11 protein-coding genes are annotated in these 12,031 nt (G+C 67.3%); 8 read left to right on the forward strand and 3 right to left on the reverse strand.

The window, feature by feature from the left end:
• The first annotated feature begins 14 nt into the window (after positions 1-14).
• Entirely contained in the window at positions 15-719 is a 705-nt protein-coding gene (gene msrQ / locus NH14_RS29880; RefSeq protein WP_052148394.1) for a protein-methionine-sulfoxide reductase heme-binding subunit MsrQ, read from the forward strand.
• A gap of 77 nt (positions 720-796) precedes the next feature.
• Here msrQ and lysA read toward each other — a convergent pair whose 3' ends face one another.
• Together lysA and lptM are read right to left on the reverse strand one after the other, a co-directional pair.
• The gene (lysA, locus tag NH14_RS29885) at positions 797-2,080 is read right to left on the reverse strand and encodes a diaminopimelate decarboxylase (protein ID WP_035531690.1); all 1,284 of its coding nucleotides are present in this window, start codon (positions 2,078-2,080) and stop codon (positions 797-799) included.
• A 36-nt stretch (positions 2,081-2,116) separates the two neighbouring features.
• Positions 2,117-2,482 (reverse strand): LPS translocon maturation chaperone LptM, encoded by a 366-nt coding sequence (gene lptM, locus NH14_RS29890; protein WP_152617264.1) that lies wholly within the window; start codon positions 2,480-2,482, stop codon positions 2,117-2,119.
• Between the two features lie 35 nt (positions 2,483-2,517).
• Here lptM and cyaY point away from each other — a divergent pair, with 35 nt between their 5' ends.
• Positions 2,518-2,835, forward strand: a complete 318-nt coding sequence (gene cyaY, locus NH14_RS29895) for an iron donor protein CyaY (RefSeq protein ID WP_035531687.1) — start codon at positions 2,518-2,520, stop codon at positions 2,833-2,835.
• Between the two features lie 95 nt (positions 2,836-2,930).
• Here cyaY and NH14_RS29900 read toward each other — a convergent pair whose 3' ends face one another.
• On the reverse strand, positions 2,931-5,414 hold the full coding sequence (locus NH14_RS29900) for a penicillin-binding protein 1A (protein WP_035531685.1): 2,484 nt from the start codon (positions 5,412-5,414) through the stop codon (positions 2,931-2,933).
• Positions 5,415-5,762: 348 nt separating this feature from the next.
• Here NH14_RS29900 and pilM point away from each other — a divergent pair, with 348 nt between their 5' ends.
• From pilM to aroB, 6 genes are all read left to right on the forward strand, one after another.
• Positions 5,763-6,785: a type IV pilus biogenesis protein PilM gene (pilM, locus tag NH14_RS29905; protein WP_035531683.1), complete on the forward strand. Its 1,023-nt coding sequence runs from the start codon at positions 5,763-5,765 to the stop codon at positions 6,783-6,785.
• The gene (locus NH14_RS29910) at positions 6,782-7,480 is read left to right on the forward strand and encodes a hypothetical protein (RefSeq protein ID WP_052148393.1); all 699 of its coding nucleotides are present in this window, start codon (positions 6,782-6,784) and stop codon (positions 7,478-7,480) included. The genes pilM and NH14_RS29910 overlap by 4 nt, the downstream gene beginning before the upstream one ends.
• A complete protein-coding gene (locus NH14_RS29915) occupies positions 7,477-8,376 on the forward strand; it encodes a type IV pilus inner membrane component PilO (protein WP_152617263.1) in 900 nt (299 codons plus the stop codon). Before NH14_RS29910 ends, NH14_RS29915 begins: the two co-directional genes overlap by 4 nt.
• Complete coding sequence (locus NH14_RS29920) at positions 8,373-10,043, forward strand: type IV pilus secretin PilQ (RefSeq protein ID WP_237179818.1); 1,671 nt, start codon at positions 8,373-8,375, stop codon at positions 10,041-10,043. Before NH14_RS29915 ends, NH14_RS29920 begins: the two co-directional genes overlap by 4 nt.
• A gap of 151 nt (positions 10,044-10,194) precedes the next feature.
• On the forward strand, positions 10,195-10,749 hold the full coding sequence (aroK, locus tag NH14_RS29925) for a shikimate kinase AroK (protein WP_035531679.1): 555 nt from the start codon (positions 10,195-10,197) through the stop codon (positions 10,747-10,749).
• 42 nt (positions 10,750-10,791) lie between these two features.
• On the forward strand, positions 10,792-11,874 hold the full coding sequence (gene aroB, locus NH14_RS29930; protein ID WP_420874243.1) for a 3-dehydroquinate synthase: 1,083 nt from the start codon (positions 10,792-10,794) through the stop codon (positions 11,872-11,874).
• The last annotated feature ends 157 nt before the right edge of the window (positions 11,875-12,031 follow it).

Here is a 12,031-nt window from a genome sequence, read left to right on the forward strand (position 1 = left end):
TTCGCGAGACGGCAATGGAGCAACCGATGGAATCGACGACCGTTTCTCCGCGCACCGGCGCGGCGACCGCGCGCGCGGCGCGGGTGTTGCCCGCCGCTACGGGCCCGCACTGGCTGCCGTGGGCCAAGGGCGCGGTGTTTGTGGCGGCGTGGTATCCGCTCGCGCGGCTGGTGTTCTTCGGCGTGACGGACCGGCTCGGCGCAAACCCGATCGAGTTCATCACGCGCTCGACCGGCCTCTGGACGCTCGTGTTCCTTTGCATCACGCTCGCGGTCACGCCGTTGCGCCGCCTTACGGGCTTCAATGCGCTGATCCGCTTCCGGCGCATGCTCGGGCTCTACGCGTTCTTCTACGCCGCGTTGCATTTCACCACCTATATTTGGTTCGACAAGTGGTTCGACGTGGCCGCGATGCTCAAGGACGTCGGCAAGCGGCCCTTCATCACCGTGGGCTTCACGGCGTTCGTGCTGCTGATTCCGCTCGCCATCACCTCCACGCGCGCGATGGCGCGCAAGCTCGGGCGTCGCTGGCAGACGCTGCACCGGCTGGTCTACGCGATCGGCGTGCTCGCGATCCTGCACTTATGGTGGATGAAGGCGGGCAAGCACGATCTCGCACTGCCGAAGCTCTATGGCGCGATCATGGTCGCGCTGCTTGGCTGGCGAATCGGCGTGTGGCTGCTTGCGCGCTGGAAAGCGCGATCGGCGACATCTCCGTAACCGCTCATGCCGTGCGCGGGCAATAAAAAAGCGACGCACGGAGCGTCGCTTTTTTGCATTCAGCGCCGGAGCATCGCTCAATCGGGCAGCAGATGCTCGCCGGCGAACAGTTGCTGCACCGTCTCGCGCTCGCGCGCGACGTGCACGCGCGTGCCGTCGACGAGGACTTCGGCCGCGCGCGGACGCGTGTTGTAGTTCGAGCTCATCACGAAACCGTAGGCGCCCGCCGAGCGGATCGCGAGCACATCGCCGGCCTCGATCGCGAACGTGCGCTCGCGGCCGAGCCAGTCGCCGCTCTCGCAAACGGGGCCGACGATGTCGTAGGTGTGCGCGTCGCCCGCGCGCTCGGTGACCGGCTCGATGGCGTGATACGCCTCGTACATGGCCGGGCGCGCGAGGTCGTTCATTGCGGCGTCGACGATCGCGAAGTTCTTCTCCACGCCGGGCTTCAGGAATTCGACGGTCGTGAGCAGGATGCCTGCGTTGCCGACCAGCGAGCGGCCCGGCTCGAAGTACACCTCGCGGGTTTTACCGGTTTTCGCGCCGTGCGCCTCGATGCGATCGAGCACGGTGCGCACGAACGCGCCGATATCGGGCGGCGTTTCATCGTCGTAACGGATGCCGAGGCCGCCACCCACGTCGATGTGATGAATGTGCACGCCATCCGACTCGATCTGGTCGACGAGTTCGAGCACCTTGTCGATGGCGTCGAGATACGGCGCGACTTCGGTGATCTGCGAGCCGATATGGCAGTCGATGCCGACCACGTCCAGATGCCGCATGGCGGCCGCCGCGCGGTAGGTCGCGCGCGCCTCGTCGAACGCGACGCCGAACTTGTTCGACTTCAGGCCCGTGGAGATGTACGGATGCGTTTTCGCGTCGACGTCCGGGTTCACGCGCAGCGAGACCGGCGCCTTCTTGCCCAGCTCGCCGGCGACGGCGTTCAGGCGGTCGAGTTCGGGAATCGACTCGACATTGAAGCACTTCACGCCCGCTTCGAGCGCCATGCGCATTTCGTCGGGATGCTTGCCCACGCCCGAGAACACCGTGTTCGCCGCTTTGCCGCCCGCTGCCAGCACGCGCGCGAGTTCGCCGCCCGAGACGATGTCGAAGCCCGCGCCTTCGCGCGCGAACACGTTGAGCACCGCGAGATTGCTGTTCGACTTGACCGCGAAATGCACCGTGGCGCGTCGGCCTGCGCACGCGTCGGCGTAGGCGTGCCAGGTGGCGGTGAGTGCCGCGCGCGAGTAGACGTAGAGCGGGGTGCCGTACTGAGCGGCGAGGTCGGCGGCGGACACGCCTTCGACGAAGAGCGTGCCGTTGTCACGGTGAAAGGCACGATGAGAAGCGGGCTGGGTCATGCGAGCGTCTGGTTGAAGTCGGGGCGGGTTTGCTGCTTACTGATTCGGTGCTGCTGCGGACGCAGGCTGTAAATCGGGCTGCGCGCCGCTGGCGGGCACGGATTTGAGTTCGGCATCCGGGGACAGCGAAAGCGGCGTGCCCGACGTGTCGGGAAGCTCGCCGGCTTGCACGCCCGATGCGGGCAGCGCGGTGGCGGGCGTCGGCTGGGCGTTGTCGTCGGTTTGCGTTTCGAAATTCGGCTTCTGCGGGAGCGGCGGCACCTTGGGCATGTAGAGCGGCCCTCTCTGGCCGCAGCCTGCCAACGAAAGCGCGGCTACTGCGCCGATCGCGAAAGCGGCTAGAATCGCGCGGGGCGTCGATACGCGGGATGCCGGTGCGCGCATCCTGGAATTGACACGCATAATTGTCCCTGAATGATTAACCGGTGGAGTTTAGCATGCCAGATAGTGACTACCTGAGCCGCGCGGAGGCCGTGCTAGCGGCGGTGGAGCGCGTCGCCGACGAGGCCGAGGCCGATATCGAACTCGAGCGCAGCGGCAACGTTTTGACACTCGAATTCGAGAATCGCACGAAGATCATCGTGAATCTGCAGCCGCCGATGCGAGAGATCTGGATCGCGGCGAAAGCGGGCGGGTTTCACTATCGTTTTATCGATGGCGAGTGGCGCGACACCCGCACGGGCACTGAGTTCTTCTCGGCGCTCACGGCCTACGCGAGCGAGCAGGCGGGCGAGCCGGTCACGTTCAAGCCGTGATCTTGCTGTGAATGCCGGTCGCTGCGAAGCGATCAGGCGCTCACCATGAAAAACGGGCACCCTCGGGTGCCCGTTTTTCATGGTGATGAGCGTGCTCAATGGCCGCGGAACAGGTTCATGATGTCTTCCTTCTCCTTGGCGTTGACCTGCTCGGGCGCCGAACCTGCCCCTGCCTGAGCGCCCCCGGCGCCGCTCGACTGAGCGTCGAGCGCGGCCTGGCTGATGCCCACCGTCGAGACGAAGCCGTGGCCCGGCGTGGCGTCGGCGTAATAGAGCTCGTCGCCGAGCGTGACGACGCCATCGGGCATCGGCATCTTGTACTCGGGCACGCCGTTGAGCGCCTTCTGCATGTACTCGATCCACACCGGCAGCGCGAGGCCGCCGCCGGTTTCCTTGTCGCCGAGGCTGCGCGGATTGTCGTAGCCGATCCACGCAATGGCCGCGAGCGTGTGCTGATAGCCCGCGAACCAGGCGTCGCGCGAGTCGTTGGTCGTGCCGGTCTTGCCGCCGAGGTCGGTGCGCTTGAGGACGTTCGACTTCGCGCCCGTGCCGCGCTGGGCCACGCTCTGCAGCAGGCTGTTCATGATGTACGCGTTGCGCGGGTCGATCGCGCGCGGCGCGTTCTGGCCCGCCACGAGCGGCTGCGCCTGTGCGACCACCATGCCGCGCTGATCGGTGACTTCGGCGATCAGATACGGATTCACGCGATAGCCGCCATTGGCGAACACCGAATACCCGCCTGCCATTTGCAGCGGCGTGACGAGACCCGCGCCGAGCGCCATCGGCAGATAGGCGGGATGGCGATCGGCGTCGAAGCCGAAGTGCGTGACGTATTGCTGCGCGTACTTCGTGCCGATGTGGTTGAGGATGCGGATCGACACGAGGTTCTTCGACTTCATGAGCGCGGTGCGCATGGTCATCGGGCCGTCGAAGCCGCCGCCGTAGTTCTTCGGCTCCCACGCCTGGCCGCCCGTTTCGGCGGCGCTGAAGAAGAGCGGCGCGTCGTTGATGATGGTGGCCGGCCCGAGCCCCTTGTCGAGCGAAGCCGAATAGATGAACGGCTTGAAGCTCGAGCCCGGCTGGCGCCATGCCTGGGTGACGTGGTTGAACTTGTTCTTGTTGAAGTCGAAACCACCCACGAGCGCGCGGATCGCGCCGTCTTGCGGCACGACCGAAACGAACGCGCCTTCGATCTGCGGCAGTTGCGTGATCGACCATTCGCCGACGCTGCTGCCTGCATTGTTTCCTGCGCCGTTTCCGGAACTGTTTGCAGCGTTATGTCCGGCGTTATTGCGCGTGATACGGATGATCGCGCCCGGGCGAATGCGCTGGTTCGGCTGTGCGCGCGCGCTCAGGTTGTATTGCGCGAAGCGCAGGCCCTCGCCGGTGATGGTGGCCGTGTTGCCGTCCATGAGGGTCGCCTGCACCTGTTTCGGGCTTGCCGACGTGACCACGGCCGCGACGAGTTCGCCGTTATCGGGGTGTTCGAGCAGGGCGTCGTCGATGGCCTGCTCGCGGTCGTCCGCGTCGGCGGGCAGTTCGATGAACGCCTCGGGCCCGCGATAGCCGCGCCGCCGCTCGTAGTCGAGCAAGCCCTTGCGCAGCACGCGATAGGCGACGTCCTGGTCGGCCGAATCGATGGTCGTGACCACGCTCAGGCCGCGCGTGTACGCCTCTTCGTGATACTGGGCGTACATCATCTGGCGCACCATTTCCGCGACATACTCGGCGTGCACGCTGAATTCCTTGCCCGCGCCCTTGACCACGAGCGGCTGCTGCGCGGCTGCGTCGAATTGTTGTTGGGTTATGTAGTGCAGCTCCAGCATGCGTTCGAGAATGTACTCCTGGCGCACCTTGGCGCGCTTCGGATTCACGACGGGGTTATACGCCGAGGGCGCCTTGGGCAGACCCGCGAGCATCGCGCATTCCGCGAGCGTGAGATCTTTCAGATCCTTTCCGAAGTACACGCGCGCGGCGCTCGCGAAGCCGTAGGCGCGCTGTCCCAGATAGATCTGGTTCATGTACACCTCGAGAATCTGATCCTTGGAGAGCTTCGACTCGATCTTGTAGGCGAGCAGCATCTCGTAGATCTTGCGCGTGTAGGTCTTCTCGCTCGACAGGAAGAAGTTGCGCGCTACCTGCATGGTGATCGTGCTCGCGCCCTGCGAGGCGTGGCCATTGGTGAGCGCGACGAAGCCCGCGCGCGCGATGCCCGTGAGGTCGACTCCGCCATGCTCGTAGAAGCGCGCGTCCTCGATCGCGAGGATCGCTTTCTTCAGATTGTCGGGCACGTCCTGGATATGCACGATGTCGCGCCGTTCCTCGCCGAATTCGCCGATCAGCACATGGTCGCGCGTATAGATGCGCAGCGGCACCTTCGGCCGATAGTCAGTGAGCGCGTCGAGCGACGGCAGGTTCGGGGTGGCGACGATGAGCGCATAGCCGAGCACGAGCGCCGCGCTGGCGGCCGCGCCCACGATCAGCACGACAATGCCGATCAGCAGCTTGAGCCACCACGGCCGCTTGCGTTTGGGCGGCGCGGACGGCGGAACGGATGAGGGAGGCAGAGCTTCTTGCATACGGACACCGAAAAAACAGTCCCGCGATTATAGCCGCCTGCCCAGGCGTGCTTTCGGAACGCTTACGCGAGGTGGCGAGGCGAGCATAACGGCCGAGCGGCATAGACGCACTCTAGCCGTGTCTCGCATGCGCGAGAAGATCGCGTGACGGTTGCACTCGATCGCACTCAGCCGCACCCGGTTGTATTCGGTTGCGGTTGCGGTTCGGTTGCATTCGGTTGACGCGAAGCCACTGCATGCACGGATTGGCCATCCGGACGAGTGTGCGCGGCAAGCACCGCTTCGCACAATTTCCCCCTTGAGCGCGTCACGAATGGTTCGCGGCGCGACGCACATGGGAGGAATGCGATGAGCTTGCTCAATCCGCTGTTGCTGGGTGCGCGCCGCTTTGCTGCGGGCGTCGATGTGGGGGCGCGTGGCGTCACGCTGGTGGTTCTGAGTCAGCGGGTGTTCGGCGGCGGGCCGTTGCGCATCGAATGGCTGGGCCGCGCGCCGCTTGCGCGCGAGGCGCTCTCGGGCGCCGAGATCGTCAATCGTCAGGCGCTGGCAGGCGCGCTGCAGGAGGTGTTCGGTTCGCTGCCGCCCGCTTGTGCGCAGGCCACCTTGCGTTGCGCGATGGCGCTGCCCGCCGGCGCGACAATGCTTGCATCCATGCCGCTCGCGCGGCTGGCGTCCGCGGACCGGGGCAGCCGCGCCGGCGGGATGGACCGGTTGGACATTTCGGGCCTTTACACCGAACTCGAGCCGCTCGTGCTCGCGGAGGCGGAGCGCGTGTCGGGCGTCGAGCGCGCCGAGCTGGCCGTGGATTGGCGCGTCGGCCCGCTTGCACTGGAGTGTGGCGTGGCGTACGCGCACGAAACGCAGGTGACGATTGCGGCCACGGCACGCGCTCATCTGGAGGCGCGCATCGAATGCGCCGCGATGGCAGGCGTCGCGCTATGCGCCGTGGACGACGAGGCGCATGCGGCACTGCGCGCGATGCGTCATGCCGCTGAGTTCGAGTTGCCGCCTCACGAGGCATGGGTGGCGCTGTGGATCGGCGCGGACGGCATGCACGGCTGGTTCGTCGCCGAAGAAACCGTCGTGCGAACCATGCGTTTTCCGGCGCTGGAGCACGTCGATCTGGTCGAAGCGCTGCGCGATCTGGCGGGAAGTGAGCAAACGGGTTGCACGTTCGTGTCCGGCGACCTCGCCCTGTTGCACGGCGCGCATTTTTCGCTCGCCGATATCGGCGACGTGCTCGGCAGTCCGGTGCTGCCGTTCGAGTGCGCGCCGCTTGCAGACATTGAACACCCGCTTGACGCCAATCTGCTGCACGACCCGTCGTGTGCCGTCGCGTTCGGCCTCGCAATGCGCGGGGTAAGCGAATGAGCGCGGGAGCGGGCCGCGTGCGCGAGCAGAGCGTTGTGCCGGGAGCGTGGAGCGATGGATTCAACTTGCTGCCATGGCGGTCGGGTGCGATGCGGCGTTTGCGCCGCCGCCGCGCGGTCGAGTGGCTGGCGGCGTTGATCGTAGGCGGTGCATGCGGCAGCGCCGTGGCCGGGTGGCAGCTGTTCGAGAGCACGCGAATCGAGGCGCGCCGCGAGGCGGTGGATCGACAGCTTGCGCAGTTGGCCGTGCCGCTGGCGCTCGCGCACAAGCTCGAACGCGAAGCCGACGCGCGCCGCGCCGCGCGTTCCGAAGCGCAGCAGCGGGCGAAGCCGCTTGCGCACGTGTTTGCGCTCATGGACGCGTTGCCGGCGGCGCGCACGATGGGCGTGACCCTCGAGCAGCTTGCGCAACGCGCCGAAGAATCAGAGTTGCACGCAAGCGCGATCGACGAGGCGGCGGCAGCGGCGTGGCTCGCAAGCCTGCACGCGATACCGGGCGTCGAGGCGGTCGACGTGCGCGAATTGAAGCGTGCACAGGAGGCTGGACTCATGCGCGAGCGCGTGCCGCCTGGTGCGTCGCGCGGTGCGGTGCCGGCCCGTGCGCCGATTCGTGTGGCCGTGCGGCTGGTATGGATGGGCGCGGCGGCGAAAGCGGCCAGCGCGGCGCGTGGCGTGAGCGCGAAGGGGGCGAAATGATGGCCGCGCTGGGGATGCGCGCCCGTCCGTTTGGACGCGAAAGCTCGCATGGTGGCGTGCTGCACACATGCTTGCGCGGCTGGCGGCCTGTACACGCGTGGAGCGGCCGGCGCCGCGCCATAGTCGCTGCGGTGTTCGGTGTGCTCGCCATGTGTCTGGTGAGCGGCGCTTGTGTGGTTTTGGACGTGGGCGGCGCGCAGGCGGCGCAATCCGCGCTTGCCGATGCCCATACGCGGCTCGCGGGAGCGCGGCAAACACTGGTGCGTCTGCCGGCCTTGCAGCGCGGCACGCAAGACGGGCAGCAGCGCGGGCGCGAGGGCAGCGCCGCTGGCGATATTCGCGACATCTCGCAGCTTGCGGCGCAGGCCGGGCTCGTGCTCGTCGCGCTCGAGCCAGCGGCGGCTTCGGGCGGCGCCCAGGCGCCGGCGTTCCGCACGACGAAGCTGGTTGCGCTGGGCAGCTTCGAGCAACTGTCGACTTTTCTCGAAGGGCTCGCGACATTGCCCGAACTCGTCGTGCCTGCCGAGTTCTCGGTCAGGCGCAGCGGAGGCAGCCTTGCGGTGTCGGCCATGCTGCAGGTGTTCGACGGACTGACCGCGGGTGCGCTCGCGCGCAATGGCAACGAAGGCGGCCCGCTTGCAGATCCGTTCGCAAGCGGATTCTCCGGCGTTCAGGGCGCTGCGGGGATGCAGGGCAACGCTGCGATGCGTCTGTCCGGCATGCTGGTGGAGCGCGGGCGAGCGGTTGCGCTCGTAGAAACCGCCGACGGCACCGTGGCCGTGCAGACCGGCGCCACGCTTGCGGGCGCGCAGGTGTCGAGCGTAGATCCGGTGCGCATCGTGCTCTCGCTCAATGGCGCGACGCACACCCTGGGCTGGGCGGAGGATGCCAAATGAAACTGGGGCAATCGGTGCGTCCGGGCGCTGGCCGACTTTGGGTTCCGGCGCGTCGCACGATCCATTGGCTGAGTTGCGTGCTTGCGTTGATGGCGCAGACCGTGCTGCCGGCACAGGGCGCTGTGCCGCCGCCGCTGCCGGCGTGGAGCCAGGTAGCCGTGCCAGTTGCGCGTTATGATGCGCCGCCGCTGCCACCATCACCACCGCTCCCTGCGGGCGGAACGCAGGGGGAGTCCGATGCCCCGCCAGGCTGGGTCGCGAATCCGTTCGTGCCCGAAAACGGCGCGGGCGCTGCTTCGCTACCCGGTGCTGCCGAAGGTGAAGGCGGCAATGCAGCGGCGCAGCGTGCGGCAGTGCCGGCTACGCCCGAGGCGTCGCCGCCGCTTGAAGGGCCGCCCGTGCCGCTACGTCCACCTGCCCGCTTGAGCGGCGCGGCATCGGATGATGACGGCTTGCCGCCCAATCGGCCGATCTCACTCAATTTTCAGCGTGCGGAACTCACGGCCGACCTGCACGCGTTTGCGCAATTCACGAAGCTGAACGTCGTTGCGAGCGAGCGCGTGCGCGGCCAGGTCACGCTGCGGCTCGATCGCGTGCCATGGCGTGCCGCATTCGATCTGCTGCTCGTGTCGAACGGCCTCGCCATGGAGCGCACGGGCAGCGTGATCTGGGTCGCGCCTGCGGCAGACATGGCGGCGCGCGAGCGCCAGCTATTCGAAGCGCACGCGCGTGCCGCCGAGCTGGAGCCGCTTGCGAGCCGCGCGTTCGAACTTCAGTACGCGCGCGCCGAGGACCTGCGCCGGCTCCTCACTGGCTCGGGCACGCAGCGCGCGCTCTCGAAGCGGGGCGCCGCCGTGGCGGACACGCGCACGAATTTGCTGTTCGTCACGGATTTGCCGGCGCGCCTCGATCAGATCGCGGGGCTGATCCAGCGCCTCGATGCGCCCGCGCGCCAGGTGCTGATCGAGGCGCGCATCGTCGAAGGGGACGAAGGCCTGTCGCGCGAACTGGGCGTGCGGCTCGGGCTCTACCCGACCAATCCCGATGGCGTCCCGCGCGGGGTGCATGGTGATGCGGCAGGCGCGGTCTACGACTTGCCGGCCGGGCCGCTCTCCGGTTTCGAAGCCGCCCAGCTCGGTCTCACGCTGCTGGCCGCGCGCGCGACCCGCCTGCTCGACATCGAGTTGAGCGCGCTGGAAGCCGAAGGGCGCGGGCGAGTGGTGTCCAGTCCACGCGTCGTGACCGCCGACCGCACCAAGGCCGTCGTCGAGCAGGGTACCGAGTTGCCGTATCAGGCGAAGGTCGGACAGGGCGTCTCGGGCGTGCAATTTCGCCGCGCCACGCTGAAGCTGGAGGTCGAGCCGCAGATCACGCCCGATGGCCGTGTGATTCTTGATCTCGACGTGGCCAAGGACAGCGTGGGCGAGCAAACCGCCGCGGGGCCGGCGATTCACACCAAGCACGTACAGACGCGGGTGGAGATCGAGGACGGCGGAACGGTCTCGATTGGGGGCATCGACGCGACCGATGACCGGGACGATGTGACGCGGGTGCCGGTCCTGGGCAAAATACCGTTTTTGGGCGCGCTTTTTTCGCATCGCGCGCATCGTGACCGACGCAGCGAACTGGTGGTGTTCATTACGCCGCGCGTGGTCAGTGCAGACTGAGCGGGCGGCGTGCGCGAAGCGCGTGGTTCGCGCCCCAAATTGAAGCGGCGTCGCGCAGGCTGGCCGAAAAGGGCCGGACCGCGGGCGCCGCAGGCTCGACAACGCCGCTGCTTTGCCAGTAAGCTGCGGCACCAACCTTTCGTAGGAAACGCTGCAAGTGCGGGACGCAAACGCCAATGTATTTTTCGTAGGGCTCATGGGCGCCGGGAAGACGACCGTGGGCCGGGCGGTCGCGCGTCGGCTTGAGCGTCCGTTTTTCGACTCCGATCACGAGATCGAGGCGCGCACGGGCGCGCGCATTCCGGTGATCTTCGAGCTGGAAGGCGAAGCAGGCTTTCGCGAGCGTGAGGCGCACGTGATCGACGACCTTAGCGCGCGCGAAGGCATCGTGCTGGCGACGGGCGGCGGCGCGGTGCTGCGGCCCGAGAACCGCGCGGCGCTCAAGGAGCGCGGCTTCGTCGTTTATTTGCGCGCGAATCCGCACGACCTCTGGCTGCGCACGCGCCGCGACAAGAACCGGCCGCTGCTGCAGACCGAAGATCCCAAGGGGCGGCTCGAAGCGCTCTACGAGCAGCGCGATCCGCTTTATCGCGAGGTCGCCGACTTCGTGATCGAGACCGGCCGCCCGTCCGTGAACGGCCTCGTCAACATGGTGTTGATGCAGCTCGACATGGCCGGCGTCGCTCGAACCCCGGCGAGCGAGTAGGGCGTTCCTGCTCGCATCACCCATCCTGAACGAATGCCTCGCATGATTACCGTCAACGTCGAACTGGGCGACCGCGCCTACCCCATCCACATCGGCACCGACCTCATCGGCCAGACGGCGCTCTTCGCGCCGCATATCGCCGGCAAGTCGGTGACCATCGTGACCAATACGGTCGTCGAGCCGCTTTATGGCGACCAGCTGCGCGCCGCGCTCGCGCCGCTCGGCAAGGACGTCCACACGGTCGTGCTGCCCGATGGCGAGGCGTACAAGAACTGGGAAACGCTCAACCTGATCTTCGACGCGCTGCTCACCGCGCGCGCCGACCGCAAGACCACGCTGATCGCGCTGGGCGGCGGCGTGACCGGCGACATGACGGGCTTCGCGGCCGCTTGCTACATGCGCGGCGTGCCGTTCATCCAGGTGCCCACGACGCTGCTCTCGCAGGTCGATTCGTCGGTGGGCGGCAAGACCGGCATCAACCATCCGCTCGGCAAGAACATGATCGGCGCGTTCTATCAGCCGCAGGCCGTGATCGCCGATATCGGCGCGCTGCGCACGCTGCCGGCGCGCGAACTGGCAGCGGGCGTGGCTGAGGTCATCAAGACCGGGGCGATCGCGGACGCCGAATTCTTCGAATGGATCGAGGCGAACGTCGAGGCGCTCAACCGCTGCGAGCCCGAAGCGCTCGCGCATGCGGTGAAGCGCTCGTGCGAGATCAAGGCGTCGGTGGTGGCCGCCGACGAGCGCGAAGGCGGCCTGCGTGCGATCCTGAACTTCGGCCACACGTTCGGTCATGCGATTGAAGCGGGCCTCGGCTATGGTGAGTGGCTGCACGGCGAGGCCGTGGGCTGCGGAATGGTGATGGCGGCCGATCTTTCGGTGCGCCTCGGCATGCTCGACGAAGCGTCGCGCGAGCGGCTCGTGCGTGTGGTGAAGGCGGCGAATCTGCCCATCGTGGCTCCCGCGCTGGGTGCTGCGCGCTACGTCGATCTCATGCAGGTCGACAAGAAAGCGGAGGGCGGCGCGATCAAGTTCATCCTGCTCGAGCGCTTCGGGCAGACGCAAATCGGCCGCGCGCCCGACGAAGCCGTGCAGGCGACGCTGGCCGCCGCTGTGAAAGGCTAAAAAGGGCTTGAACCTGGCGGCCTGACTTTGCGCGGTCCGTGCCCGCGAGGCCGTGGCCGCCCCACATGCGATCCTTGCGGAGGAACCGTTGAGCGACACCCGCAGCGACATCAGAGGCGAACGTCCCGGTGGGCACACAGGCCCGGACCGTGCCCGC

Origin of the sequence: Paraburkholderia sacchari, from assembly GCF_000785435.2 — a bacterium.
In the GTDB taxonomy this organism is placed as follows: Bacteria; Pseudomonadota; Gammaproteobacteria; order Burkholderiales; family Burkholderiaceae; genus Paraburkholderia; species Paraburkholderia sacchari.

Excerpts from the sequence above, each read along its gene's own strand:
- msrQ (WP_052148394.1), top strand. The coding sequence starts at position 15 with ATGGAGCAACCGATGGAATCGACGACCGTTTCTCCGCGCACCGGCGCG.
- lysA (WP_035531690.1), bottom strand. The coding sequence starts at position 2,080 with ATGACCCAGCCCGCTTCTCATCGTGCCTTTCACCGTGACAACGGCACG.
- lptM (WP_152617264.1), bottom strand. The coding sequence starts at position 2,482 with ATGCGTGTCAATTCCAGGATGCGCGCACCGGCATCCCGCGTATCGACG.
- cyaY (WP_035531687.1), top strand. The coding sequence starts at position 2,518 with ATGCCAGATAGTGACTACCTGAGCCGCGCGGAGGCCGTGCTAGCGGCG.
- NH14_RS29900 (WP_035531685.1), bottom strand. The coding sequence starts at position 5,414 with ATGCAAGAAGCTCTGCCTCCCTCATCCGTTCCGCCGTCCGCGCCGCCC.
- pilM (WP_035531683.1), top strand. The coding sequence starts at position 5,763 with ATGAGCTTGCTCAATCCGCTGTTGCTGGGTGCGCGCCGCTTTGCTGCG.
- NH14_RS29910 (WP_052148393.1), top strand. The coding sequence starts at position 6,782 with ATGAGCGCGGGAGCGGGCCGCGTGCGCGAGCAGAGCGTTGTGCCGGGA.
- NH14_RS29915 (WP_152617263.1), top strand. The coding sequence starts at position 7,477 with ATGATGGCCGCGCTGGGGATGCGCGCCCGTCCGTTTGGACGCGAAAGC.
- NH14_RS29920 (WP_237179818.1), top strand. The coding sequence starts at position 8,373 with ATGAAACTGGGGCAATCGGTGCGTCCGGGCGCTGGCCGACTTTGGGTT.
- aroB (WP_420874243.1), top strand. The coding sequence starts at position 10,792 with ATGATTACCGTCAACGTCGAACTGGGCGACCGCGCCTACCCCATCCAC.